19 protein-coding genes are annotated in these 24,559 nt (G+C 53.3%); 12 read left to right on the top strand and 7 right to left on the bottom strand.

The window, feature by feature from the left end:
* Window positions 1-33 precede the first annotated feature (33 nt).
* Together H9I52_RS14790 and H9I52_RS14785 are read right to left on the bottom strand one after the other, a co-directional pair.
* On the bottom strand, window positions 34-2,469 hold the full coding sequence (locus H9I52_RS14790) for a TonB-dependent receptor (protein ID WP_222940508.1): 2,436 nt from the start codon (window positions 2,467-2,469) through the stop codon (window positions 34-36).
* 141 nt (window positions 2,470-2,610) lie between these two features.
* A complete protein-coding gene (locus tag H9I52_RS14785) occupies window positions 2,611-3,978 on the bottom strand; it encodes an Nramp family divalent metal transporter (RefSeq protein ID WP_187454463.1) in 1,368 nt (455 codons plus the stop codon).
* A gap of 164 nt (window positions 3,979-4,142) precedes the next feature.
* Here H9I52_RS14785 and H9I52_RS14780 point away from each other — a divergent pair, with 164 nt between their 5' ends.
* Window positions 4,143-5,144, top strand: coding sequence for a cation diffusion facilitator family transporter (locus H9I52_RS14780; protein ID WP_139515821.1), 1,002 nt, complete (start codon window positions 4,143-4,145; stop codon window positions 5,142-5,144).
* Window positions 5,145-5,215: 71 nt separating this feature from the next.
* Here the strand turns inward: H9I52_RS14780 and H9I52_RS14775 are convergent, their stop codons facing one another.
* The gene (locus tag H9I52_RS14775; RefSeq protein ID WP_187454462.1) at window positions 5,216-6,616 is read right to left on the bottom strand and encodes a PQQ-dependent sugar dehydrogenase; all 1,401 of its coding nucleotides are present in this window, start codon (window positions 6,614-6,616) and stop codon (window positions 5,216-5,218) included.
* A 133-nt stretch (window positions 6,617-6,749) separates the two neighbouring features.
* Between H9I52_RS14775 and H9I52_RS14770 the strand changes: the two genes are divergently transcribed.
* From H9I52_RS14770 to metK, 5 genes are all read left to right on the top strand, one after another.
* Window positions 6,750-8,426 carry an amidase gene (locus H9I52_RS14770; protein WP_187454461.1) on the top strand — a complete coding sequence of 559 codons (1,677 nt, stop codon included), beginning with the start codon at window positions 6,750-6,752 and terminating at the stop codon, window positions 8,424-8,426.
* 2 nt (window positions 8,427-8,428) lie between these two features.
* Window positions 8,429-8,899, top strand: a complete 471-nt coding sequence (locus tag H9I52_RS14765; protein ID WP_187454460.1) for a GNAT family N-acetyltransferase — start codon at window positions 8,429-8,431, stop codon at window positions 8,897-8,899.
* 32 nt (window positions 8,900-8,931) lie between these two features.
* Window positions 8,932-9,588 carry a hypothetical protein gene (locus H9I52_RS14760; RefSeq protein ID WP_187454459.1) on the top strand — a complete coding sequence of 219 codons (657 nt, stop codon included), beginning with the start codon at window positions 8,932-8,934 and terminating at the stop codon, window positions 9,586-9,588.
* A 91-nt stretch (window positions 9,589-9,679) separates the two neighbouring features.
* Window positions 9,680-12,154 (top strand): prolyl oligopeptidase family serine peptidase, encoded by a 2,475-nt coding sequence (locus tag H9I52_RS14755; protein WP_187454458.1) that lies wholly within the window; start codon window positions 9,680-9,682, stop codon window positions 12,152-12,154.
* Between the two features lie 287 nt (window positions 12,155-12,441).
* Window positions 12,442-13,704, top strand: coding sequence for a methionine adenosyltransferase (metK, locus tag H9I52_RS14750; RefSeq protein ID WP_187454457.1), 1,263 nt, complete (start codon window positions 12,442-12,444; stop codon window positions 13,702-13,704).
* Window positions 13,705-13,790: 86 nt separating this feature from the next.
* On the opposite strand, the gene hpf is transcribed toward metK, so the two are convergent.
* The 4 genes from hpf to H9I52_RS14730 form a co-directional block, all read right to left on the bottom strand.
* Window positions 13,791-14,090, bottom strand: a complete 300-nt coding sequence (hpf, locus tag H9I52_RS14745) for a ribosome hibernation-promoting factor, HPF/YfiA family (protein ID WP_139517780.1) — start codon at window positions 14,088-14,090, stop codon at window positions 13,791-13,793.
* A gap of 35 nt (window positions 14,091-14,125) precedes the next feature.
* Entirely contained in the window at window positions 14,126-15,013 is an 888-nt protein-coding gene (locus H9I52_RS14740) for a tyrosine-type recombinase/integrase (protein ID WP_187454456.1), read from the bottom strand.
* Window positions 15,014-15,148: 135 nt separating this feature from the next.
* Window positions 15,149-15,343, bottom strand: coding sequence for a 30S ribosomal protein S21 (rpsU, locus tag H9I52_RS14735; protein WP_139515832.1), 195 nt, complete (start codon window positions 15,341-15,343; stop codon window positions 15,149-15,151).
* A gap of 87 nt (window positions 15,344-15,430) precedes the next feature.
* Window positions 15,431-16,570, bottom strand: coding sequence for an acyl-CoA dehydrogenase family protein (locus H9I52_RS14730; protein ID WP_139515833.1), 1,140 nt, complete (start codon window positions 16,568-16,570; stop codon window positions 15,431-15,433).
* Window positions 16,571-16,803: 233 nt separating this feature from the next.
* On the opposite strand from H9I52_RS14730, the gene H9I52_RS14725 reads away from it, so the two are divergent.
* The 6 genes from H9I52_RS14725 to H9I52_RS14700 all read left to right on the top strand — a co-directional run bounded on the left by H9I52_RS14725 (window position 16,804) and on the right by H9I52_RS14700 (window position 24,499).
* Window positions 16,804-17,694, top strand: coding sequence for a polysaccharide biosynthesis/export family protein (locus H9I52_RS14725; protein ID WP_187454455.1), 891 nt, complete (start codon window positions 16,804-16,806; stop codon window positions 17,692-17,694).
* Between the two features lie 45 nt (window positions 17,695-17,739).
* Complete coding sequence (locus H9I52_RS14720; RefSeq protein WP_187454454.1) at window positions 17,740-20,190, top strand: GumC family protein; 2,451 nt, start codon at window positions 17,740-17,742, stop codon at window positions 20,188-20,190.
* A gap of 18 nt (window positions 20,191-20,208) precedes the next feature.
* Complete coding sequence (locus tag H9I52_RS14715) at window positions 20,209-20,976, top strand: tyrosine-protein phosphatase (protein WP_139515836.1); 768 nt, start codon at window positions 20,209-20,211, stop codon at window positions 20,974-20,976.
* 22 nt (window positions 20,977-20,998) lie between these two features.
* Window positions 20,999-22,018 (top strand): NAD-dependent epimerase/dehydratase family protein, encoded by a 1,020-nt coding sequence (locus tag H9I52_RS14710; RefSeq protein WP_187454453.1) that lies wholly within the window; start codon window positions 20,999-21,001, stop codon window positions 22,016-22,018.
* An 88-nt stretch (window positions 22,019-22,106) separates the two neighbouring features.
* Window positions 22,107-23,504, top strand: a complete 1,398-nt coding sequence (locus tag H9I52_RS14705; protein WP_139515838.1) for a tetratricopeptide repeat protein — start codon at window positions 22,107-22,109, stop codon at window positions 23,502-23,504.
* A 164-nt stretch (window positions 23,505-23,668) separates the two neighbouring features.
* Window positions 23,669-24,499 (top strand): phosphosulfolactate synthase, encoded by an 831-nt coding sequence (locus H9I52_RS14700; protein ID WP_139515839.1) that lies wholly within the window; start codon window positions 23,669-23,671, stop codon window positions 24,497-24,499.
* The last annotated feature ends 60 nt before the right edge of the window (window positions 24,500-24,559 follow it).

The following is a 24,559-nucleotide window of genomic DNA, read 5'->3' as shown; positions in this document are numbered from 1 at the left end:
GCTGCCGCCTCTTACGCGCCCCGCCCAATTCTGTTAGAAAGGCACAATCACTTTCAGGCTGAAATTGCGGCCCGGATTATAAATCCCGCGCCGACCGGAGGCAGAAACCGCATAGTATTCGAAGTATTTCAGCCGGTTTAGGTGCGACTGATAAGCGGTGTCCAGTATGTTGTCCAATTGGATAAATAATTGACATACAGACACTTGCTGTCGATTTGTAAAGGTAGTGCCTGCGCCGGCATTCAGCAGCACATAACCCGGGGTGCGGGTTTCGGTGTTATCGACGGCGTAAAAGTGATTTTGGGCCGCATAGTACTCAGCACCGGCCCGGAAATACATTTTGTCGAGGCCTTTGACGGGCTGCGCGAGCGTAATGCGCACCTCTGAGCGCGTGTGCAGCGGCGGAATCAGGGGCAGATATTTGGCGGCGCGCCCGTTGGTTTCGAGCAAGTGGCGGTCTTTGTTGAGGCCATTCACCAGGGCAAGGCTGTTTTCAAACGCCAGCCACCGCGTGCTTTGCGGATGCAGATTGATCGTGGCTTCCAGACCATACAGCCGCGCCGCCGACTGTTTGTACTGGTACGTCGTGTTGCCCGGCACAATCACTACCGGCTGGCCGTCAGCATCATAGAGCTTGGCTTGGTAGATGTAATTGCGAATGTGATTGTTGAACAGCTCCAGACTGGCATCCAGGTTGGGCCGGTAAGTGGTCAGGCCCAGGTCTTCCTGAAGGCTGAACTCGGGGGTAAAACCACGATTGCCGAGGTACACAATATGCGCACCCGGGTCGAGACCGTTGGATCCGACCTCGGTAATGTTGGGCGCCCGGTAGCCACGCGCGATATTGGCCTTCAGCAGCAGTTGCTCCGAAAGATTATAGGTAGCGCCGAGGCTGGCCGAAGCTCCGCGGTACAGCTTTCGAAAAGCTGGAAACTGCGGTGCGAGGTCGGTGCGGGCTCCGACGCGCTGGGCGAACCCCGTAGCTGGGTTCGGGCCGACAAAAAACGCGTCCCAGCGCAACGTGCGGGCATCGTAGCGCAGGCCGCCCGACAAATCGAGCTTTCCGAACGTTCTTTTGAGGAAGACGTAGCCGCCGGCGTCGAACAGGGCGTAGCTTGGAATCGGGAAATCGGTGGCGTCGCGGGTGCGGTTGCGCTGGTACATGCCGTTGGCACCCAGCGTCGTTTCGAGGCCCTGCCAACTGGGCAAGCTGTAGCGTAAGTCGTAGTTGAAAGTCGTAAGTGCCACATACAGACCGGCTTGCTGTGGGGCGGTGGGGTGGTTGAACTCGCGCCGCACGTTTTGCTGGGCGCCCAGCAAAGCCGTCAATTCCTGCTGGCCGAGCCGTACTTGGCTGCGCGTAAAGAGCCGATAATGCTGGATGCGTTGGTGCAGCGCGCCAATGGAATAAGAGTGTAAACCGTCCTCCGTGACCACAGGCCGCTGGGTGAGGTTATCACGATCTAGCTCGAAAATCTGCTTGGTGAAGCGGCGCGAAAGCGAATCGCGGCTGCCATCCGGTATTTCCTGACGGTTGTCGTAAAGCGTTGTGTACCAATGCGAAAACCACCTGTCTTTCGTAATGCCCGCCATACCCGAAAGCATCAGCTCGCGAAATGCTGTGCCGTACACACGCCCATCAACGCGGTTTTGGTAGTTGGCCGCAGTCTTCTGAGAAGCCCGAAAAGCATATTGCCAGTCGCGTTTGCGGTATGAAAGTCCAGCCGACGTGCCTACCATGCCGTTGTTGGAATGGTATTCGGCCACGGCATCGCCTACTACTGCGCCTTCCGGGCCGTTGGGCATAGCCGGCAGCAGGTTGATCACTCCCGCTACGGCATCGGAGCCATAAATCAGGCTAGCGGGCCCTTTTACCACTTCCACCCGGTCGATGTCGTACTGATCCACTTCCAGTCCGTGCTCGTCGCCCCACTGCTGGCCTTCCTGCCGTAGGCCGTTGTAGAGCGTTAGCACACGATTGTAGCCGAGGCCCCGGATGAAAGGCTTGGAAATATTCGGCCCCGTCGTGACGGCGCTCAGGCCGGGCACGCCCTTCACGGCTGCATCCACGATGTTGCTGTTGCTGTTCAGGTTCATTTGCCGCTTGCTGAGTACAGCAATTGGCACGGGGCTTTTCCGAATCTCGGTGCTGCGCGAAACTCCCGTAACGACCACTTCCCTGAGCCTGGAAGTGGTAGGTTGCAGTTTCACATTCGCCTCTGCGGTCTGCCCGTCGGCAACGGTTAGGGAGAGCCGACTGGTTTCGTAACCCAGAAACGAAAATACCAACTCGTGCGAACCAGCCGGAATGCCGGCCAAAGCGAATTCACCGTTGCGGGCCGTCGTGACGCCCAAGGTGCTGCCTGGCACCACCACCGTCACGAATTCCAGCGGCTGCCCCGCGGCTGTTACCCGGCCTTTGATTGCACCAGTTTGGGCAACTGCCTCTAGTTGACTGATTATCAGCATGAACGCAGTCAAGAAAGGGAAGTAGACCGTTTGCATTGCTGAATTGGATTTTAAGCTGGGTTTAAAATAATATTTAGATGAGTCTAAACATTACAGCAAAAAAGAAGCGCAATAGCCATCTTGGCTATTGCGCTCAGCTACTTAACCCGTAAAAGTTTTAAGCAGCAAATAGGCGTTCAGCAGGATAATGATGCCCGACACAATCCAGGCCAATACCTGCACGACGGGCTTGTTGGCAAACACGCCCATTTTGGCCTTGCTGCCCGTAAAAACCACCAAGGGTACCACAGCAAAGCTAAGTTGCAGTGAGAGAATGACTTGGCTCAGAACCAATAGTTCGCCCGTGCCTTTTTCGCCGTACAGCAGCGTCACGATAAAAGCCGGAATCACGGCAATGCTGCGCGTAATCAGGCGGCGCATCCACGGCTTGAGTTTTAAGTCCAGAAAGCCTTCCATCACGATCTGGCCGGCTAGGGTACCCGTAAGAGTGGAGTTTTGGCCCGATGCCAACAAGGCAACGGCAAACACAGCGCCCGCCGCCCCGGCCCCCAACACCGGCGCCAGCAGCTTGTGCGCAACGCTGATATCCGCCACGTCGTGGTAGCCGTTGCGATTGAAGGCGGCAGCGGCCAAAATCAGAATAGCAGCATTGACAAAAAAGGCCAGAAACAGCGCCACCGTCGAATCGATGGTGGCAAACTTGATGGCCATGCGCCGGCCGGTTTCGGTTTGTTCGATGGCACGCGTCTGCACGATGCTGGAGTGGAGGTATAGGTTGTGCGGCATCACGGTAGCGCCCAAAATGCCGATGGCAATGTAGAGCATTCCCGGATTTGTGACTACTGCGGGTTGCGGAACCAAGCCTTTCGCAATGCCCAGATAATCAGGGTGCGATACAATGATCTCGTATAGGAAGCAGCCAAAAATGATCACAATAAAGCCGGCGACAATGCTTTCCAGCACCCGAAACCCCTTGCTTTGAAATAACAGCACCACCAGCACATCCAAGATGGTAAGCACTACGCCCCACGTAAGCGGCAGCCCAAACAGCAGGTTCAGGGCGATAGCCGATCCGATGACTTCGGCCAGGTCACAGGCCGCGATGGCTACTTCGCAGAGCACCCACAGCGTCATGGCTACAGGCTTGGAGTAATGGTCGCGGCAGGCCTGGGCCAGGTCGCGGCCCGTGACAATGCCGAGCTTGGCCGCCAGATGCTGCAAGAGCATGGCAAACAAGTTGGAAATCAGAATAACCGAAAGCAGCGTATAGCCAAAACGGGCGCCACCGGCAATATCCGTCGCCCAGTTGCCGGGGTCCATGTACCCGACGGCCACCATCAGACCCGGTCCCCAAAAAGCCATCAGCTTGCGCCAAAAGGAGGCATCTGCCGCCGGCACCTTAATACTGGCATACACCTCCGACAGCGAATTGGCGCGGCGAGCATGACGCCAACCCGCCTTCGACTCAGCAACGGGGACAGCAGGTGGAGTTTGTATAGCTGGAGGCATTGACTCAGAAGTATTGGAAGCCACTAAGTTCGCAAATTTAGATGAGCCTAAAATATTTTTTAAGCTACTTTAAATACAGGATTTTGACAAAAAAGTTTCGATTTCGGGACGATTCAGTTTTTTACCGGATTTTTGTCGGCCCGTTTGGGGTTTAGTCCTCCACTATGTCATTGAACAAAACCAAAAACCGGCTTGGCCTTCTCTCATTGGTCGTAAGCGCCGTGCTGGTCGCCATTAAGTTTTACGCCTACTACCTGACCAAGTCGCAGGCCGTGCTCACCGATGCGTTGGAGTCGATTATCAACGTGTTTACCAGTGGGTTTGCGCTGTACAGCCTGTACCTGGCCGGGCTGCCCAAGGATGAAAATCACCCCTACGGCCACGGCAAAATCGAGTATCTGTCGGTAGGGTTTGAGGGCGCTCTGATTCTGATTGCGGGCGTGTATATATTTTACAGCGCCACCGTGGCGCTGCTGCATCCGCACCCTGTCGCTCGCCCCGATTCGGGCATTGCCTTGCTTGGCGCGACCGCACTTATAAATCTGGGCGTGGGCTTCGTGCTGGTAAAATCGGGCAAAAAGCTCAGCTCGGTGGCACTGGTAGGCGATGGACAGCACTTATACCTCGATGCCGTGAGCACTTTGGTGTCGTGCGTGGCACTGGTATTGGTGGCTGCTACTGGCAACGTGCTGTTCGACTCCGGTGCGGCCTTGCTGTTGGGATTGTTTATCGTGGTAAACGGATTTCGCATGGTGCGCCGCTCGGTATCGGGGCTCATGGACGAATCGGACGTGGACATTGTAGATCAGGTGATTGCCGAATTGCAGCGTTACCGCCAGCCGTCCTGGATTGATGTGCACAACCTGCGCGTGCTGCGGTACGGCGCCAATCTGCACATCGATTGCCACATCCAGATGCCGTATTACTTCAGCCTCGAAGAAACGCACAACGAGCTGAACAAGATCGAAGATCTAATCAAGCAGCGTTTTGATGTAGAGGTCGAAATGTTCGTGCACGCCGACCCGTGCACGTTTGCAGCCTGTTCGCTCTGCCACATGACCGAGTGCCCCGTTCGCCAGCACGCCTTCCGTCACGAAATCACTTGGACGCTGAGCAACGCCGTGAAAAACGAACGTCATCATCTCGGCGAACCAGTTGAGGGCTAGCTAGCTTCTCCTCTACTTCCTATCTAGCCGTTATTCAGAGGGTAGAATGCAACTATATGATTATAAGGTAGTTACTGAATTACCACTCGATGCGAGTATTGACGTTGGCCGTCGCGTAAGCGGAAAGCATAAACGCCTGACTGTAAATCATTTGTTGGAATGCTGAGCTCGGTTTGGCCTTTGGGCCAAGGGAGCGTGCGCACCACCCGACCCAGCGCGTCGCTTAGCTCCGCAGTGCCGCTGCTGGCAGATGGGGAAGGAAGGCGCACAAAAACCGTTTGCCGCGCAGGATTGGGCCATATCTGAAACGCAGTGGCTTTGGCTGCAACCGTAGATAACGCCACGTAAGACCGGTTTTCCAAGACAAGAATGCGGTCGTCGGTAGCGGCTGGGGTGCCGCGGCCGTCGCGGTTGCTGGTGCTCACGTACACGCGCCCTTGCGGCGACACGCAAATGGCCCGTAAACGGCCAAAGGTGTTCAAGAAATCAGTGGCAGCGCCAACTGCACTGCCGTTGGCAGTAAGGGGCAACTGCACTAGTTTAGAGGCTTTTAGCGCTACCGCCAGCAAGTTATTGCGCCACTCCGGAATCGCTGGCGAATCGTAATACGCAAGGCCTGCGACCGCTATAGTCGGGCCCCAGCTATAGAGCGGCGCGCGTACGTTGTTGGCCGTACAGAAAGCCTGTTCCTCCGGCAAGTTGCAGTTGCCTTCCACCGTCGGCCAGCCATAGTTGCGGTTCGGCTCGATGAGGTTGAGCTCATCTTCGGCATCCTGGCCGTGTTCGGTGCTGTAGATCAGGCCGTTGCCAGCCCTGACAAGCCCTTGCGGGTTGCGGTGGCCGTAGGAGTAAGTAGGGCTGCCGGCGATGGGGTTGTTAGCCGGAATGCTGCCGTCGAGGTTTAAGCGCAACACTTTGCCATTCAAAGAGTTGACGTTTTGGGCTTCGGGCCGTAGCTGGGCGTCGCCGGTAGTCATCAGAATGGTACGGTCGGGAAGGATGAGAAGCCGCGAGCCGCTGTGCGTGGTCGTGGCCGTGATGTTGCCGAGCAACACCTGCGGATTGCTCAGCGAACCCGTGCCCGCCGCCGAATACGTGTAACGCACCAGCTTTTCCTTGTAGCCGTTGTCGTTGTAATTATACACGATGTACAGGTAGGGCAAAGTCGCAAAGTCGGGGTGCAGCGCCATTCCGAGCAGGCCACCTTCGCTGCTAGTGGCCACGTCGGGCACGGTTAGCAGCGGAATCACCTCGCCGGAGGTAGGATTGACGCGGCTGATGCGTCCGCCGCGCTCGGTCATCCAGATGAAGTTATCGGGCCCCCAAACCAGTTCCCAAGGTACTGCCAGGTTGGTGGCCAGGGTAGAAACGGTAATGGTAGTAGCTCCTACAGGAAAGGTAGTGGTCTGAGCCTGAACAGGTAGCGCTAGGATGGAGGCGACTATAAACAAAAAGGCGGCGAAACATTTCATAGGTAAATCGCTGATAGTGAACGGAAAGGTTAGCTTAAGAAACTAACGCAAGAATCCGCTTTCCGGATGGGCTTGGATACAACCTTGTGCGGGTTAGATTTGCTATTCTTCGTTTTGCTTTCCCACGCTGCTCATGAAAAAATTATTACCCTTGCTTGGGGTCGGTGCCATCTGCTTCGGGGCAGGCGCTTTGGTACCCCGCCCCGCCGACGTACCAGCCATTACGATACCTATGGTGCGTGCCGCACAAGAGCTTATCGGACTGAGTTTTACGGATGCTCAGATCGATTCGGCGCAACGCAACCTCACCCAGTATCGGCAGAGCTACGAGGCCTTGAGCAAGCTGAACATGCCCAACAGCGTGGCGCCGGCCGAAGTGTTCAATCCGCAGCCGCTACGCCTGCGCCAGTCGTTGGCCGGCACCCCAACCGTCAGCGCCGGCAAGCTGCCCGACGCGCCCAAAGTGAAGCTGCCCGCTAACCGCGATGACTTGGCGTTCTTCACGGTGCGGCAGCTGGGCGAATTGCTGCGTACTAAGCAGATTTCTTCGGAAGAACTGACGCAGTTTTTTATCGCGAGGCTGAAGAAGTATGATCCTAAGCTGCTGTGCGTCATTACCGTGACCGAGGACTTGGCATTGCAGCAAGCCCGGCAGGCCGACCAAGAAATAAAGGCTGGCAAATACCGCGGGCCTCTGCACGGGATTCCGTTCGGTGTCAAGGATTTATTCAGCGCCAAAGGTTACAAAACTACCTGGGGTGCAACGCCTTACAAAGACCAGATCCTCGACGAAGACGCCGCCGTTGTGGAGCGTTTGCGCAATGCCGGCGGCGTGTTGGTGGCCAAGCTCACGCTAGGCGCGCTGGCACAGGGCGACGTATGGTTTGGCGGCAAAACCAAAACTCCCTGGGACATCACGCGGGGCAGCAGCGGCTCGTCGGCGGGCTCGGCGTCGGCTGTGGCGGCGGGGTTGTTGCCGTATGCCATTGGTACCGAAACACTTGGCTCGATCGTGAGCCCGAGTACAGCGTGCGGCGTAACGGGCTTGCGGCCTACGTACGGACGCGTCAGCCGGGCAGGCGCCATGGCTTTGAGTTGGACGATGGACAAAGCCGGCCCCATCACACGCTCGGCTCAAGATTGCGCCATTGTATTTGCTGCCTTGGCTGGCCCCGACGCGCGCGACCCAGCCACCATGCAGGCCCCGACGCCTTTCAAATACGCTTTCGATACCAACATCAAAAAGCTGCGTGTTGGCTACCTCAAGTCTGCTTTTGAAGCCAATTATCCCACCAAAGTCAACGACCAAGCGACGCTGGACATGCTGCGCAAGCTGGGCGTAGAGTTGGTGCCGCTGGAGCTGCCCACGCTGCCTGCCTCCGCCATGCGCCTGGGTCTCACGGTGGAAGGCGCGGCGGCGTTTGATGAACTCACCCGCTCTGGCCGCGATGCGCTCTTGGTAGGGCAGAACCGCAACGACTGGCCCAATACGTTTCGCTCCTCGCGCTTCATCCCGGCCGTTGAGTACATCCAGTCGCAACGAGCCCGAACGCTGCTCATCGAGCAAATGGACGAAAAACTGCGCAACCTCGACCTGTACATCGCGCCGTCGTTCAGTGCTAGTCTAACCATCACCAACCTCACCGGGCATCCGGCGGTGGCGGTGCCTAATGGTCTCACTGACAAAGGCCTACCCACGACCATTACCTTCACCGGCCAGCTTTACGAAGAAGGCAAGTTGTTGGCTCTGGTGAAAGCTTATCAGGATGCTACGGACTTCGACGAAAAGCACCCGCCGCTGAACTTCTGAGTATGCCTGTCCCTTACACCTGTGTGCACCCCGATGGTGGGTTTGTAGTTGATACCAGCCGTGAGCGGCTGGACGTGCCCGTCATCCATCGGTATTTGGCCCAAGAATCGTACTGGGCCCAGAACATCCCGCTCGAAACCGTGGAGCGAGCGCTTGATAATTCGCTCAACTTTGGTTTGTATACTGCTGATGATCAATTAGTTGGATTTAGTAGAATTGTGACCGATCGTGCGACCTTTGCGTGGCTTTGCGACGTATTTGTACTGCCGGAATTTCGCGGCCAAGGTCTGTCGAAATGGTTGATGGAGTGCGTGTGGGCGCACCCGCAGTTGCAGGGAATCCGACGCCGGATGCTGGCCACCCTCGATGCCCACGGCCTGTACACGCAGTTTGGTTTCGTTCCGCTGGCAAATCCCGAACGGTATCTGGAAGCCCGGCTGCCTAACCCTTATGGGGTACCGACTGCGAATTAATACATTGATAGTCTACTCTTTATATAATTTCTGTGATCGCTACTACTACCACCCTTCCTGCCCGCTGGAGCCGCCTTACCACGCCGTTGGTGAGCGACGTGGCCGTTCGGCAGGCCATGCTTCGGCAGCTAACAGAAGCGTACGACTCATCGAGCCGCCACTACCATACATTTACGCATATCCGCAACGTGCTCGATGACTTGGAGCGCCACGCTGCTCAGCTCCAAGATCCGGTGGTGGTACAGTTGGCCGTGTGGTTTCACGATGCCTTGTACAACCCCATGCGCGACGACAACGAAGCCCGGAGTGCCAGCATGGCTCAGGAGTTTCTGGCGCATACCAACCTGACCGCTGCCCGCCGCGAGCGGGTGAGCTACCTCATTGAGCGCACCAAAGACCATACGGCCCCTCAGCCTGCCGCCGATACCGATCTGCACCTGCTGCTGGACGCCGACCTGGGAATCTTGGGCGTTTCGGAGGCTGATTACTGGCAATATGCCCGCCAGGTGCGGCAGGAATACCGGCTGGTTCCCGATTTTATGTACCGCCGCGGCCGTCGCAAAGTGCTCGAAAAGCTGTTGGCCGCGCCGATTATTTATCATACCGCCGATTTCCGGAATAAACTGGAAGTACCAGCTCGTCGCAACCTCAAAGCCGAATTGCGTGCTTGGGAGCAGGGTGGGATTTAGCTACCAAGGCTACCAGGCATGTAGTTGACTGTGTGTGCCAGTCCTTGCCGGAAGCTGTGTACTTTGCACCTCTCGTACATTTTCTTCTCTGATGCGCCTTACTTCTATTGCCTGGCTGTGGCCTTGGTTGCTGCCAGCCGCCGTCGTTGCTCAATCTCAGCCAACGCCTGCTCCCACCTCCCTTGCCCCGCTGACGGTGGAGAAAATCATGCGCGATCCGGCGCAGTGGATAGGTACTTCGCCTTCCAACGTGTCGTGGGGCGAAGATGGTAAGCACATCTATTTCAACTGGAACCCCGAAAAAGCCCGCCGCGATTCGCTGTATTCGGCCACGCCCGACGGCAAAACCATTCGCAAAGTAAGTCTGCGCGAACAACGTGCTCTCCCGGCCAACAACGGCGCATACGATCGGAAATACGCTCGAAAGGTTTACGAAAAGGAGGGCGATATTTACCTGCTGGAGCTGAAATCCAACAAAATCCGGCGCGTGACCAACACCGCCGAGCGCGAGTTTGCACCGGCGTTTGCCCTGCAAGACCAGCTTATTAGCTACACGCGCGGCGGCAACCTCTTTACTTGGGACCCGGCTACTGGCGAAACCGTGCAGCGCACCGATTTCCGCAAGGGCTCAAAGCCCGGCAACGGACAGTCGGGCGAGAAAGCAGACAAATTCCTGCGTGATCAGCAACTATCTCTCTTTCAAATAATTAAGAAAAAAGACCAGGATCAAAAAGATCGGTTGCGGGCGCAGAAGGCCTTGGCGCGCTTGCGGCCCAAGTCAATATACATAGGTGGCCAAAGCGCAGATAATCTGCAACTTAGCCCCGATGGTCGGTATGTGACTTACACATTGGTGCAGGAGGCCAGCGGCGATCGGGTGGCCGTAGTGCCCAACTTCGTGACTTCTTCGGGCTTCACGGAGGAAATTCAGGCTCGCACTAAAGTTGGCTCTCCACAGGCCACTTATCAGTTGGGTCTATATGATATCGGGCGCGATACCACCTTCACGGTAGGCTATACGGGCCTTAAAGGGCTAGATGAGCAACCGGCGTATCGTAAAGAGTATCAGGTTAAAAGCAAGCCGCAAACTGCCACTGACACAAGCAAAACAGCCGCTAAGAAACCAGAAAAAGCCGGCGAGCTGCGCCGGCTGGCCCCATTTGGGCCGTTCTGGTCGGACAACGGGCAGCGGGCCTTTCTGGTGTTGCGCTCGGCTGATAACAAAGACCGCTGGCTGGTTTCCCTCGATCCGGCAACGCAGAAGCTCACTTTGCTCGACCGCCAGCGCGACGAAGCCTGGATCAACGGCCCTGGTATTGGCTATGAAGCAGGTAACGTTGGGTGGATGCCTGATAATCAACGCATTTGGTTTCAAAGCGAGGAAAGTGGCTATTCGCACCTCTACACCGTCGATGTGGCCAACGGCCAAAAGAAAGCCCTGACCAGCGGCAAATTTGAAATCCAGAGAGCCCAGCTCAGCCGCGACAAAAAGACGTGGTACCTCACGGCCAACAAAACGCACCCGGGTGAGCAGCACTTCTACAGCATGCCTGCCAACGGCGGGCCCCTGACGCAAATCACGACGCTGCCGGGAGCCAGCGAAGTCACGCTGTCGCCCGACGAGAAAACGCTGGCCGTGCGCTATAGCTACAGCACCAAGCCGTGGGAACTATACGTTATGCCCAACAAAGCCGGGGCCAAAGCCAAACAGATCACCAGCTCGCTCACCAGTGAGTTCAAAAGCTATGCGTGGCGCGAACCGGAAGTCATCAGTTTTAAAGCCCGCGATGGCGCCGACGTGTACGCTCGCTTGTACCGGCCCGCTACGCCGCAGGCGCAAGGCCCGGCGGTGATTTTTGTGCACGGCGCGGGCTATTTGCAGAACGCCCACAAATGGTGGAGCCAGTATTTTCGCGAATACATGTTCAACAACCTGCTGGTGGAGCACGGCTACACGGTCCTTGACATCGATTACCGTGGCTCGTCAGGTTACGGGCGGGAGGTGCGCACGGGTATTTACCGTTACATGGGCGGCAAAGACCTGAATGATCATGTAGACGGGGCAAAGCTGCTCGTTGAGAAATACAGTGTCAGTCCCCAACGCATTGGTCTTTACGGTGGTAGCTACGGCGGCTTTATTACGCTGATGGCAATGTTTACCCAGCCCGATGTATTCAAGGCCGGTGCTGCGCTACGCTCTGTCACCGATTGGGCGCACTACAACCACGACTACACCGACAACATTCTCAACGAGCCTTATAACGACAGCATCGCCTACCGGCGCTCTTCGCCCATCTACCATGCCGAAGGTCTGAAAGGCGCCTTGCTGATGTGCCACGGCATGGTCGATACCAATGTGCATTTTCAGGATATCGTACGCCTAACGCAGCGCCTCATTGAGTTACACAAGGAAAACTGGGAACTGGCCGTATATCCTGTTGAAAACCACGGGTTTGAAGAGCCCAGCTCCTGGACCGACGAATACAAACGCATTCTGAAGCTGTTTGAAACGAATCTGAAACCGGGCGCCAGTGGCCCGGCCGGCGGTAGCGGCACAGGGCAATAGCATACCAAAAGATTACCAAGAACAGGATTTGTATAAGTATCTCGCTGTGAGGTGATTATGTAAATGCAATGTTATGTCTTTGGTTCTTTTTGCGTACCCAAATCGGCATTCTCGCTACAACCTTAAGCTGGAAGCAAGTTTACCAGCACGAATGCATACTTAGAGGTATAACGATAGGTTTACTAAATCAATACGATCTAAGTAACAAGTGAAAAGCGTAGCTTTGCGATCCGCAGTGCGCTCAAGCGCCTCAGCGGCTAGGCTTTATTTCACCGATAACGAACCAAATGCCTTATCTCTTCACTTCCGAGTCTGTATCGGAAGGCCATCCCGATAAAGTAGCCGATCAAATTTCTGACGCCATTCTCGACGAGTTTCTGCGTTTGGATCCGGAAGCCAAAGTAGCTTGCGAAACCATGGTTACCACTGGTTTAGTGGTAGTGGCCGGCGAAGTAAAATCAAAAGCGTACGTCGATGTGCAAACCATCGCTCGCAACGTGATTCGTCGCATTGGCTATACCAAAGCCGAATATAAGTTTGAAGCCGAATCATGCGGTATTCTGTCGGCCCTGCACGAGCAGTCACCGGATATCAACCAAGGCGTTGAACGCCAAAGCCCTGAGGATCAAGGGGCTGGTGATCAAGGTATGATGTTTGGCTACGCCACTCGCGAGACCGAGAACTACATGCCGTTGGCGCTGGATTTGTCGCACCGCCTGCTACGGGAGCTTTCGGCTATCCGCAAGGAAGGCCAAAGCATGACGTATTTGCGGCCCGACGCGAAATCGCAGGTGACGATTCGCTACACCGACGACAATAAGCCTGAAGCCATTGATACCATCGTGGTAAGTACCCAGCACGATGATTTCGATGGTTCGGAAGAAGCCATGCTGCAGCGCATTTCCGATGATATCAAAACCATCCTGATTCCTCGGGTGAAAGCCGGTCTTGGGCAGGAAGTATTGAAGTTATTTAACGATCAGATTACTTACCACATCAACCCAACCGGGAAGTTTGTAATCGGTGGCCCGCACGGTGACTCTGGCCTCACGGGCCGGAAGATCATTGTGGATACTTACGGTGGCAAAGGAGCCCACGGCGGCGGTGCTTTCTCGGGTAAAGACTCGTCGAAAGTCGACCGTTCGGCCGCGTATGCTGCCCGCCACATCGCTAAAAATTTGGTAGCGGCCGGCGTTGCCGACCAAGTGCTTGTGCAGGTCGCTTACGCTATCGGTGTTGCGAAGCCTGTAGGGCTTTACGTGACCACCTACGGCACCACCAAAGCAAAAGGTGCTGACGGAGAACTGCTTACAGACGGTGCAATTGCTGAAAAGGTAAACGCGCTGTTCGATATGCGCCCTTATGCCATCGTGAAGCGCTTCGGTTTACAGAACCCCATCTTCGGCGAAACGGCCGCCTACGGTCACATGGGACGCCAGCCAGGTACAAAAGAAGTAAAATCCACTAACGGCGGTTCTAACACCTACGAAACCTTCACTTGGGAGAAGCTCGATTACGTCGACCAGATCAAAGCAGAGTTTGCCTTGTAACGTTAGCAAGTAGTTACCCATAAAAAGAGCGGCTGCCCAGTTGGGCAGCCGCTCTTTTTATGGGTAACTACTTGCTAATAAGACATTTAGTGGCTTACGGATTTCTCTTTGTATTTCGTGATCTGGCGGCGCAGACCGTCGGTAGCAGCATCGGTGGCAGCTTCGAAGGAAGCCGCATCTTCTTGCGTAAAGAGGGTAGTGCCCGGAACGAAGAGTTTCACTTCGACCGTTTTGTTGGCTACACCGTCTTTGTTGTTCAGCTTCAGGATAACCTCGGCTTCCGTAACGCGGTCATAGAAGGTCTCAAGTTTGTCGAGGCGCTTCTGGATGAAATCGAGCAGTTTTTGGTCGGCGTCAAAATGCACCGAATGCATCTGTACTTTCATCATTCGTAGGGTTTTGGTAAAAAGAAAGAAATAAACTAAGCCTTAGGATGGGCCTTTTCGAATACAGCTTTGAGCTTGTCTATTGACAAATGCGTGTAGACCTGAGTCGCAGCTAGGTTGGCGTGCCCCAATAACTCCTTAATTGCATTGAGATCAGCCCCTTTGCTCAGTAAATGAGTAGCAAAAGAGTGCCGCAGTACGTGCGGATGCTGCTGCGAAGAAGCAGTTGTAATCTGGCTCAAATAGTGCTTCACGGTACGGTACACGAACTTTTCGTAAAGAGGTTCTAGCTTATCCGTAACGAGGAGCGCCCGGCAGACGTTGTCTCCTGAGCCAAATTCTAGACGCTTCCGCGCTATATAGCGTTCGAGCACTATTAGGAGGTTGGGATTGAGTGGCACGACCCGTTGTTTGTTGCCTTTGCCGGTTACGCGCACTGATCGCCCAGCTAAGCTTATGTCATCGTGTTGAATGCCAATAAGTTCTGAAAGGCGAATTCCCGTTCCATAGAGCAACTCTAGGATCAGTTGATCGCGTACGCCTGCGAACGTATCCGGGAACTCAAAGGAATTGAGCAAGCCGTTGAGAGAATTCTCCGGTACAAAATCAGGAAGTTTTTTTGCGGCTTTGGGCGACTTAATCCGGAGCATCGGGTTGCGCTGAATGACTCCCGTACTCAGTAAAAATTTAAAATAGGAGCGCAAGCAGGCGATCTTGCGGTTGACCGTGCGTGGGTCGTGCTGCTGTTGCATTAGCTCAACTACCCAGGAGCGTATCAGGGTATGGTCAGCTTGTGCGGGCTCCTCTAGCTCAAAAGTTACTTTGAGGTAGCTCATAAACTGCCGAAGATCAGTTTGATAGGAGAGGAGAGTGTGAGGACTGTACCTGCGCTCAAACCGGAGGTAGTCAAAAAATAATTCCATACGCTGGGCGCCGGCCGCTGAGGCCGAATACCTAATGTATGGAATTAAACTGAAAAGTAAGAACGCGAAAAAACCGGCTGATTTGCCTATTGAGGCGAATCAGCCGGTTTTTCAGCAATGGCTGAAAACTACTGCTTAGTAGTTTTCAGTAGCGTACATCGTTTGCTTGTAGATCGCCTTTTCTTTCTGCTTACGCGAGGTAACAGAAGGCTTCTGGAAGAACGTGCGGCGACGCAGCTCTTTCAGCACACCGGTGCGCTCAAACTTCTTCTTGAACCGCTTCAGCGCGCGGTCAACCGACTCGTTCTCCTTAATTTGGACGATGATCATATGCTAAGTGGAATTGAAAACTTTCTTTTGAGGGTTGCAAAGGTAACAGGCTCTTTCTTACTACGCAAGTCCTTACGAAGTTGCTCTTTACTTCAGCAAGTTACGAGCAATAACTAGCTTTTGTATTTCGGAGGTGCCTTCGCCGATGGTGCAAAGCTTGGCATCTCGGTAAAATTTCTCAGCAGGGTAATCTTTTGTATAGCCGTAGCCCCCAAATATTTGCACGCCTTCATTGGCAGCCCGCACCGCTACTTCCGAAGCATACAGTTTGGCCATCGCTGATTCTTGTGTAACATTCAGGCCCCGGTCTTTCATGTCAGCAGCTCGATAAGTGAGCAGGGAAGCGGCTTCAATTTCGGTAGCCATATCAGCTAGCTTGAAAGAGATGCCCTGAAAGTTGGAGATCGGCTGGTTGAACTGGTGCCGCTCCTTTGAATATTGCACTGCGGCTTCATAAGCTCCTTTGGCAATTCCCAGCGACAAAGCCGCAATGGAGATTCGACCGCCGTCCAACACCTTCATGGATTGGATAAAGCCGTCGCCGACTTTTCCTAGGATATTTTCTTTGGGCACGCGGCAGTCGGTGAAAATAAGCTCCGTAGTTTCTGATGCCCGCATCCCCAGTTTATCAGCTTTCAGGCCGTGAGTAAAACCTTCGGTGGGTTTCTCAATCACAAAGGCGGTCATGCCGTGCGAATCACCGACTTCACCGGTCCGCGCAATGACTACGGCAATCTGACTGCTTTTGCCATGCGTAATAAAATTCTTAGCTCCGTTAAGTACATAGTAGTCGCCGTCTTCTACAGCCACCGTGCGCATGTTGCCGGCATCTGAACCGGTATTAGGTTCCGTGAGGCCCCAGGCGCCTATCCATTCGGCAGAAGCCAGCTTCGGCAGCCATTTGTGTTTCTGTTCTTCGGAGCCAAACTGTAGAATATGGCCCGTGCAGAGCGAATTATGCGCAGCCATAGACAAGCCGATGCTCCCATCTATTTTGGCCAGTTCAGAAATCGCAGTTACATATTCGGTGTAGCCAAACCCCGAGCCGCCATATTCTTGAGGCACCAAGACACCCATCAGGCCTAACTCGCCTAGTTGGTGGAAGATATGGATAGGAAACTCCTGGCTTTCATCCCACTTCATCATGTTGGGTTTGATGTGAGTGGCGCCAAAGTCGCGCACCATTTGGGCAATCATTGTTTGGTTCTCGGTAGCTACCAATTCCATGGGTGGAGGTAATTTGGGTGGGTGGTAAGGGTATAACCGGATGAGTCCGGTTTTGGGTTCGCGAAGGTACCATTTTGATTATACCGAAGCCAGCCGCGACACCGCCTCTGTTGGCCCGTATTTTGAAAGGGCGTGCTAATTCGGTTACTTTGAAGGTTTTTCAGGGTAAATCTGCTCTTGGAATGGGACGGGCCCTAGTACTTCACAACTAAATAATCGGCTTCTCAGCCTGCATGCAACAACCTGATTTTCGCCGCCTCCTGCGCTTCTGGCTGCTGTGCCTGCCTGCGATCGTATTATTAGCTTCCTGCACAGCATCCCGTGTCCGGCAGCAGAATACCATGTTCCGAACAGATGGGGGCGTTGCTGATACAGCCCGACTCCGTACAGCGGTCAATCGCTTGGAGCGCAACTATGTCATCCAACCGAACGACTACCTCGACGTTAGGGTATTCACGAACAAAGGTGAGCGCATCTTGGACCCTAATGGGGAACTTCAGTTTGGCGCCCCCGCCGGGTTGGGCACGGGCACTGCTAAACCAAGCGGACAACAAGGTTCCACAAGCAGTGGCGCGCAGTTTCTTGTTCAAAACGACGGGATTGTGAAACTGCCTATGGTGGATTACGTGAAAATATCTGGGCTGACCCTCCTGCAGGCGGACAGCCTTCTGCAGATTAAATACAGCGAGTTCTACCGCGACGTGTTCGTGATCACACGCGTTTCCAACAACCGCATTATTGTACTAGGAGCAGTAGCGGGCTCATCTGGCCAAGTGATTCCATTGGCCAACGACAATATGAACCTGCTTGAAGTGCTAGCCTTGGCAGGCGGTATCGAAGGCGGGGCAGTAGTCGGTACGGGTGGGCGCGTCGGTCGCGCCGACAATATCCGGCTTATACGAGGGGACCTTAAGAACCCGCAGGTTCAGGTAATTAATCTTACCACGTTTGAGGGCATGCGCAGAGCCAACCTGCAAGTGGAACCCAACGATATAATATATGTTGAGCCTATACGCCGGCCTTTCTTTGAGGCAATAAGCGATGTTGCCCCTTTGTTTGGGATAGTTAGTGGCCTTACCGGTCTGGTTTCAACCATTTTGTTTGTAGCTATAAATCTTAGATAGTAGGTGCTAACTATTCTATTTTACTAGTCAACCCCGGAGTAGTCCATGGCCTTAAAAGAAGAAGCTGAACTCGAAGAGTTAATTCGAAATTCTAGCGGAGTAGATGCAGAAGCTGCCGACGAAGACAGCGAAGGCTTTGATATAACCACGTTGCTTACGGTAGCTCGCAAGAGCCTGCCTTGGATTGTGTTGCTGATCGCCTTGGGGCTTACGGGTTCTTGGCTGTTCCTGCGCTACACGAAACCCGTCTATAAGTCGTCGTCGCTATTAAAGATTGATGAAAGGACAGAAGCTGGAGCTTTAGGATTAGGAGCCTTAGGCCAGGGTGATGGTCGGCAAAATATAAACAAGCTTTCTGGTGAAGTTGAATTAATTAAATCTAATATTATTTATCGTCGGCTCAAAGAATCGTTGGCGCTTGATGTAAATTATTATGCAGAAGGCGCAGTTCTGGAAAGTGAACTGTATGGCAACTCTCCTTTTAAGGTAGAATATAACATCAAGAATGGAGCATTTTATAATACCCCAATAAATATACAATTCGTTGATAATAAGCACTTTAAGATATCTTATAATTTTCAAGGGCAGGAAGTAAATCGCGAATATTCGGTTGGTCAGACGATTTCAACCCCGGATATGGTATTGGATATTACAACTACTCCGGCTTTCAATGACCAAATAATCAATAAAAAATATTATTTCATTATTAATGATGAAGGAACGCTCAACTCGTATTTCGAGAAAAATATAAGTGTAGATATCATAAACCCCAACGCTAATACGATTCAAATATCTTTTCAGGATTTTAATCCGCTTAAGGCGCGCGATATCGTTAACAAGATTGATAGCGTTTATTTAGAAGAAAAGCTTGCGCAAAAGCAACAAGCTACTGCCCAAACGTTACAATTTCTGGACAAAACTTTAACGGAAAACCAGAATAAATTAGAGGCGGCCGAAAATAATTTGCAAGGGTTTGTCCGGCGCAATAAAACGTACGATGTTCGTTCGGATGTATCAACGGTTATTGCCAAGCTGGCCCAGCTAGAAGAAGACCGGCGTAAGCTGGATGAGAAATCGAGGTTGCTGGAAGAAGTTTCCCGTTTAGTTGAGCAAGAGCGCTTAACGACCAGCGAGGACTTAACCGTTGAGAAAAGCATTCCGGGTTTGGCCTTGCTCGAAGACCCAGGGCTGACCGAACAGTTGACGGAGCTTAACAACCAGCAATACAATTTGCAACGCCTGCTGCGTTCTTATAAAGAAACGACGGAGGCCGTGAAGCAGCAGGAATCCATGCTGGTGTTTATCAAGCAGAACATCCGGCGCTCATTGCAGCAAAGCCGCATTTTGCTACAGCGCCAGATTACTAAGATGCAGCAGCAATATGCCGAGCTCAACGCTAAGTTACAGGCTTTGCCAGAGAAGGAAACCGAGTTGGCACGCCTTCGTCGTCCAATGGAATTGTATGAGAAGTACAATTTAATGCTTTTGGACAAAAGGACCGAGTTCAACATCTCCAAAGCAGGCACAACAGCAGACTTTCAAATTCTTTCTCCCGCCAGCTATCCTTACTTGCCGATTTCGCCCATCAAGCTAATGGTTTATGCTATTGGCTTGGCCAGTGGCATTGTGTTAGGGCTAGGCTTGATTGCCGTTCGCTTCCTTATGCACAATACCGTAACCAATGTGCGGGAGTTGGAAAGAGCAACTTCGGCCTCAGTGTTGGGTGTTGTGCCTACCTACGATAAGGAGAAAATGACCGTTTCGAAGCTGGTTGTAGATAAGAACCCTAAGTCAGCAATTTCTGAATCCATTCGCTCTATTCGTACTAATCTTGATTTTATCAGCTCTTCCAAAAAGAAAAGATTAATCTCGATTACTTCTACAATTTCAGGCGAAGGCAAAACTTTTGTCACAGTAAATCTGGGTGGAATTATTGCTTTGTCGGAGCAGCGCGTCGTGATTCTGGACTTGGACATGCGCAAACCAAAAGTGAATTTGGCTTTTGGAACAGAAAACCTGAAAGGCGTAAGCACTATTTTAATAGAAAGGCATTCGGTTGAAGAATGCATTCAGCATACACCAATTCCTACGCTTGACTTCATTTCTGCTGGGCCAACTCCGCCAAATCCTTCGGAATTAATTTTAAGTCCGAAATTTGACGCCATGCTGGCTGAACTGTATCAAACGTATGACGTGGTCATTATTGATACACCGCCCGTTGGTCTTGTGACGGATGGTATATTAATTATGCGCAAAGCTGATATTCCACTTTATATTGTTCGGGCTGATTATTCAAAAAAATCATTTCTGAAAAATATAAACAAGCTTATCCGCGCTAATAATTTTACCCGGATGTGCACCATTCTAAATGATGCGCGGGCCACGGGTATGTACGGATATGGCTACGGCTACGGCTATGGTTACGGGCAGGGCTATTACGAGGAAAGCAAACCGGATGAAGGTTTCTTTACTCGCCTACGCAAACGCTTCTCATAGCTTATTAGAAGTCGTTTTATGGCGTCTTTCTTCCAGAAATTTTTTGGCTCTGCGGCCGCGCATCCGGTTGACGACGTTTCCTTGGCGACTTTGGTGGCGGATATGCATTCCCACCTGCTTCCTGGGCTAGATGACGGTGCCGAGACAATAGAGCAATCGCTTGATTTGCTGCGGGCGTTGCAATCCTTAGGTTTCCGCAAGCTCATTATGACGCCCCATATCATGGGCGATTTCTACAAAAATACCCCCGATGGTATCAGATTGGCACTCAATAAGTTGCAAAGTGCAGCTGCTGTCAATGACCTCGGCGAGATGGAGTTGGAATGCGCGGCCGAATATTACTTGGACGAATGGTTTGGCCGGAAATTACACGCCGGAGAAGATCTGCTGAGCTTTGGTGGCGCTAAGAAGTACGTGTTGTTTGAGACCTCGTACATCAACGAGCCCTTCAACTTCAACGAAGTAGTGTTTCAATTGCAATCTTCTGGTTATCAGCCAGTTCTGGCGCATCCCGAGCGCTATACTTATTTTCACGGCCGGTTTTCGGATTTGGAGAGAGTGCGGGAAAATGGCGTACTGCTACAGCTTAACCTCAATTCCTTGGCGGGCTACTATTCGCCTAGTGCAAAGCGGGTGGCTGAGAAGATGGTTGATGCAGGTATGGTCGACTTGGTTGGAACCGATACCCACAATCTGAAACATACCGAGACACTACGCACCAAAACCCTGCAAAGCGAGTACCTGCGTAAGGTGCTGGCGTTGCCTCTGCTGAATAGTTCGCTCTAACGTGTGAGCGTTACCTTTGCGCATGATCTTCGTCACCGGTGGTAGCGGCCTAGTAGGCAGTTTTCTTATTCCAGCCCTGATAGCGCGTGGCCATCAGGTGCGTGCCCTCTATCGGAAGACGATTCCACAGCTAGAGAATACCGGTGAGATAGAGTGGCTGGAAGGCGACATTCGCGATACTGGCCTGTTGCGGACTGCCTTGCAAAACGTCACGCATGTGTTTCACTGCGCCGGGCTCGTTTCGTACGCGCCGCAGGATGAAGAAGCGCTTCAGCAGGTAAATGTTGAAGGAACAGCCACGATTGTCGACGCTTGCCTAGAACATCCCGGTGTTCGTCTTTGCCACGTTTCATCAGTGGCTGCTTTGGGTGGAGCTCAGACGCCAGAAAGTGTTGCCGGTCAGAAGGTTAAAGTACTGGATGAGAATGCTAAATGGGACTTGGGTGCCGAACACCCGGCTTATGCCACTTCCAAATACCTAGGGGAGTTGGAAGTTTGGCGTGGCATTTCGGAAGGCCTGTCCGCAGTTATGGTCAATCCGTCGGTGATTTTAGGCCCTGCCGATTGGGATCGCAGCAGCACCCGTTTGTTTCGCTACGCTTATAACGAACACGCCTTTTATACGCCCGGCTTCGTCAATGCCGTGGATGTGCGCGACGTGGTGGATGCAATGCTCCGGCTGACTTTCGATACTGCCATTTCCGGAGAGCGGTTTATTCTTAGCGCCGAAGTCATCTCGTTGTGGGAATTACTGGGGCAGGCGGCCGCTTGCTTTGGTAAAAAGCCGCCCACAACGTCCGTACCGAATTGGGCGGCCGAGATTATCTGGCGGCTTGAGCACGCTCGCGCCATGTTGACCGGTGCGCGGCCCCTCATCACAAAAGACACGGCCCGGGCCGGCCGCCGAGCCGTAGAATACCGAGCCGATAAGGTGCAGCAAGCAATTGATTTTCGGTTCCGGCCGCTCAGCGAAACAATCAAATGGTGTTGCGCTCATTTGCGAACGAACCCTGCGGCCTCCGGTGCGGTTGTTGTATCTTAGGCCTGTTGCCTCTTCTTAGAGCAAAGCCATAATTAAATTCGCGTAACCTGTCTTTTTGGCGGTTTGCGTAGCTTGTATCAGAATGAGAATGAACGAAAATTTTGAGGATCGGGATGAAGTACTGGACACGGTGCGCCGCTTTGAGCGCATGGTGGCCCATAACGAGCCCGTCTTTTTTGATTTGGCCGATTTTGAAAACATTATTGACCATTATACTAGTAACACCTTGTACGACAAGGCTTTGCAGGCATGCGAAGCTGCCATTGCCCAATACCCTTTCTCTACCGAATTATTAATTGATCGCTCGCAGGTGCTGGCCATGAAGGGCGAGTACATCGCGGCGGCCCAGCAGATTGAAGACGTCGCGCAACTAGACCCCGACAACCCCGACGTGGCCGTAACCCGTGGCATCATTGCCACGCAAAAAGGTCAGTTTTCGGAAGCCGTAGCCTTCTTTCAGCAAGCCGTGGAGCGCGCGCCCGACCGCGACGACATTTACTTTAATCTGGGGTTGGCTTACCAAAGCTGGCAGAAGTTCAAGAGCGCCGCTAAGTATTATAAGCAGAGCTTGCGCCTGAACCCCGACAACGACATTGCGGTGCAGGAACTCCTGTACTGCTTGGAGGTGTCGGAGCGGTTGGAGAAAAACCTCGATTTTTTCCGTCATTTCACCGATCAGGACCCGTATTCGGCGCTGGCTTGGTACAATCTGGGCCAAGCTTATTACCGGGCCGGCAAGTACGACGAGGCCGTCGTCGCTTTCGAGTACGCCATCCTGATTGATGCCAAGTTCTATGATGCGCACGGCTTTCTGGCCAGCACTTACGTCAGCCAACTCAAGTACCGGGAAGGCATCGAGGAGTTCAAGCTGAGCTACGCCGAGGGTGAGCCAACTGCGGAAGCACTGTGCAACATCGGGGAGTGCCACGAGAAACTGGCCGAGTGGGACCAAGCCCGGCGCAATTACCAGCGCGCCATCGATCTGGAGCCGGACATGGACGAGGCTTGGTTTGGCATTGGCATTGTGCTGAACGCGCAGGAGCGATGGTTTGAGGCCATTCATTTCTTCCGCAAGGCCGTGTCTTTGTACGAAGAAAGCGTGGAATACTGGCTTGCGCTGGCTGCTGCCGAATACCAGGTGGGCAACGTCGTGAGCGCCATTGAGGCGTACGAACGTGCCTCGCAGGTTGCCCCCGACAGCAAAGATGCCTGGCTCAACTGGAGCATTATCCTGTACGAACAGGGCAATTTTGAGGGCGCCATCGACTTGATGCGCAATGCCGTCGAAATTCAGCCAGGCGAAGCGGAACTGCATTATCGCCTGTGCGCGTATTTGCTGGCTGCGGGCCGCTACCGTGAAGCGTATCAATACCTCGAGAACGCGCTGGTGCTGGACTTCGATAAGCATCGGTTGCTGTTCGAGTTCTTTCCCGAACTAGAGTCGCAACGTGCGCTCACCCGCCTGATCGAACAATACCGAAAGTAAAAGCCGAGTGCTTCGCAACAGAGGGTCTTGGCAACTGGGTTTTCATGCCAGTTGCCGAGGCCCTTTTCCTTTTTCGGAGCAGTTATAGAATTCGGGCGTACTTTTGGCCCCGTCAATTCATTTTCGCAGGTGCACCCCGTTCTTGCGATCATAAAATTCCAACGATGAACTACAACCTGACGCAACTACCCGAACGCACCAGCAAACCCCGCGAACAAGGCTTTACGATGGTAATGGACAAGGGCCTGAGCATCCGGGAAGTCGAAGACTTTCTGGAAGTCGGCGCTCCTTACACGGACATTGTGAAGCTCGGCTGGGCTACTTCTTATGTAGTACCCAACCTGAAGCGAAAGCTGGAAGTGTACAAGGAGGCAGGCATTCCGGTGTATTTTGGGGGTACGCTGTTTGAAGCATTCATCATCCGCAACCAATTCGATGACTACCGCCGCCTGCTTTCCGAGTATGGGATGGAGTATGCAGAAGTGTCGGACGGGTCGTTGGAGCTTGACCACGATCGCAAGCTCGACTACATCCGGCTGCTGGCCAAGGATGTGCAGGTGCTGTCGGAAGTAGGTTCGAAAGACGCTGAGAAAATCATTCCGCCCTACAAGTGGATTTCGCAGATGCAGACCGAGTTGGAAGCCGGCGCCGTGAAGGTGATCGGTGAGGCCCGCGAGGCCGGCAACGTAGGCCTGTTTCGGAGCACCGGCGAGGTACGTTCGGGCTTGGTAGAAGAGATTTTGACTAAGATTCCTTTCGAGAAAATCATTTGGGAAGCCCCGCAAAAGGCTCAGCAAGTGTGGTTTATCAAAATGTTGGGTGCCAACGTAAACCTAGGCAACATTGCCCCGAACGAGATCGTGTCGCTCGAAACCATTCGCTTAGGCTTGCGCGGCGATACATTCACGCACTTCCTCGACATGGACAACGTCGATCCGATGTTTAAGCCCGAAGTAAAAACCGGCCGGCCCGGTACTTCTATGCCACGCGGATAAGTACTTGATTATTAATATTTTGTATATAAGTAAAAGCGGCCGGCAACGCAAGTTTTCGGT

The organism is Hymenobacter sp. BT491 (assembly GCF_014349165.1).
Taxonomy (GTDB): domain Bacteria; phylum Bacteroidota; class Bacteroidia; order Cytophagales; family Hymenobacteraceae; genus Hymenobacter; species Hymenobacter jejuensis.
Note: the sequence above shows the minus strand (reverse complement) of the source record. Positions and strands in the feature narration are given on the sequence as shown.

What these genes read in the sequence shown, in the direction of transcription:
- H9I52_RS14790 (WP_222940508.1), bottom strand. Translation starts at nt 2,469, where the DNA reads ATGCTGATAATCAGTCAACTAGAGGCAGTTGCCCAAACTGGTGCAATC.
- H9I52_RS14785 (WP_187454463.1), bottom strand. Translation starts at nt 3,978, where the DNA reads ATGCCTCCAGCTATACAAACTCCACCTGCTGTCCCCGTTGCTGAGTCG.
- H9I52_RS14780 (WP_139515821.1), top strand. Translation starts at nt 4,143, where the DNA reads ATGTCATTGAACAAAACCAAAAACCGGCTTGGCCTTCTCTCATTGGTC.
- H9I52_RS14775 (WP_187454462.1), bottom strand. Translation starts at nt 6,616, where the DNA reads ATGAAATGTTTCGCCGCCTTTTTGTTTATAGTCGCCTCCATCCTAGCG.
- H9I52_RS14770 (WP_187454461.1), top strand. Translation starts at nt 6,750, where the DNA reads ATGAAAAAATTATTACCCTTGCTTGGGGTCGGTGCCATCTGCTTCGGG.
- H9I52_RS14765 (WP_187454460.1), top strand. Translation starts at nt 8,429, where the DNA reads ATGCCTGTCCCTTACACCTGTGTGCACCCCGATGGTGGGTTTGTAGTT.
- H9I52_RS14755 (WP_187454458.1), top strand. Translation starts at nt 9,680, where the DNA reads ATGCGCCTTACTTCTATTGCCTGGCTGTGGCCTTGGTTGCTGCCAGCC.
- metK (WP_187454457.1), top strand. Translation starts at nt 12,442, where the DNA reads ATGCCTTATCTCTTCACTTCCGAGTCTGTATCGGAAGGCCATCCCGAT.
- hpf (WP_139517780.1), bottom strand. Translation starts at nt 14,090, where the DNA reads ATGAAAGTACAGATGCATTCGGTGCATTTTGACGCCGACCAAAAACTG.
- H9I52_RS14740 (WP_187454456.1), bottom strand. Translation starts at nt 15,013, where the DNA reads ATGGAATTATTTTTTGACTACCTCCGGTTTGAGCGCAGGTACAGTCCT.
- rpsU (WP_139515832.1), bottom strand. Translation starts at nt 15,343, where the DNA reads ATGATCATCGTCCAAATTAAGGAGAACGAGTCGGTTGACCGCGCGCTG.
- H9I52_RS14730 (WP_139515833.1), bottom strand. Translation starts at nt 16,570, where the DNA reads ATGGAATTGGTAGCTACCGAGAACCAAACAATGATTGCCCAAATGGTG.
- H9I52_RS14725 (WP_187454455.1), top strand. Translation starts at nt 16,804, where the DNA reads ATGCAACAACCTGATTTTCGCCGCCTCCTGCGCTTCTGGCTGCTGTGC.
- H9I52_RS14720 (WP_187454454.1), top strand. Translation starts at nt 17,740, where the DNA reads ATGGCCTTAAAAGAAGAAGCTGAACTCGAAGAGTTAATTCGAAATTCT.
- H9I52_RS14715 (WP_139515836.1), top strand. Translation starts at nt 20,209, where the DNA reads ATGGCGTCTTTCTTCCAGAAATTTTTTGGCTCTGCGGCCGCGCATCCG.
- H9I52_RS14710 (WP_187454453.1), top strand. Translation starts at nt 20,999, where the DNA reads ATGATCTTCGTCACCGGTGGTAGCGGCCTAGTAGGCAGTTTTCTTATT.
- H9I52_RS14705 (WP_139515838.1), top strand. Translation starts at nt 22,107, where the DNA reads ATGAACGAAAATTTTGAGGATCGGGATGAAGTACTGGACACGGTGCGC.
- H9I52_RS14700 (WP_139515839.1), top strand. Translation starts at nt 23,669, where the DNA reads ATGAACTACAACCTGACGCAACTACCCGAACGCACCAGCAAACCCCGC.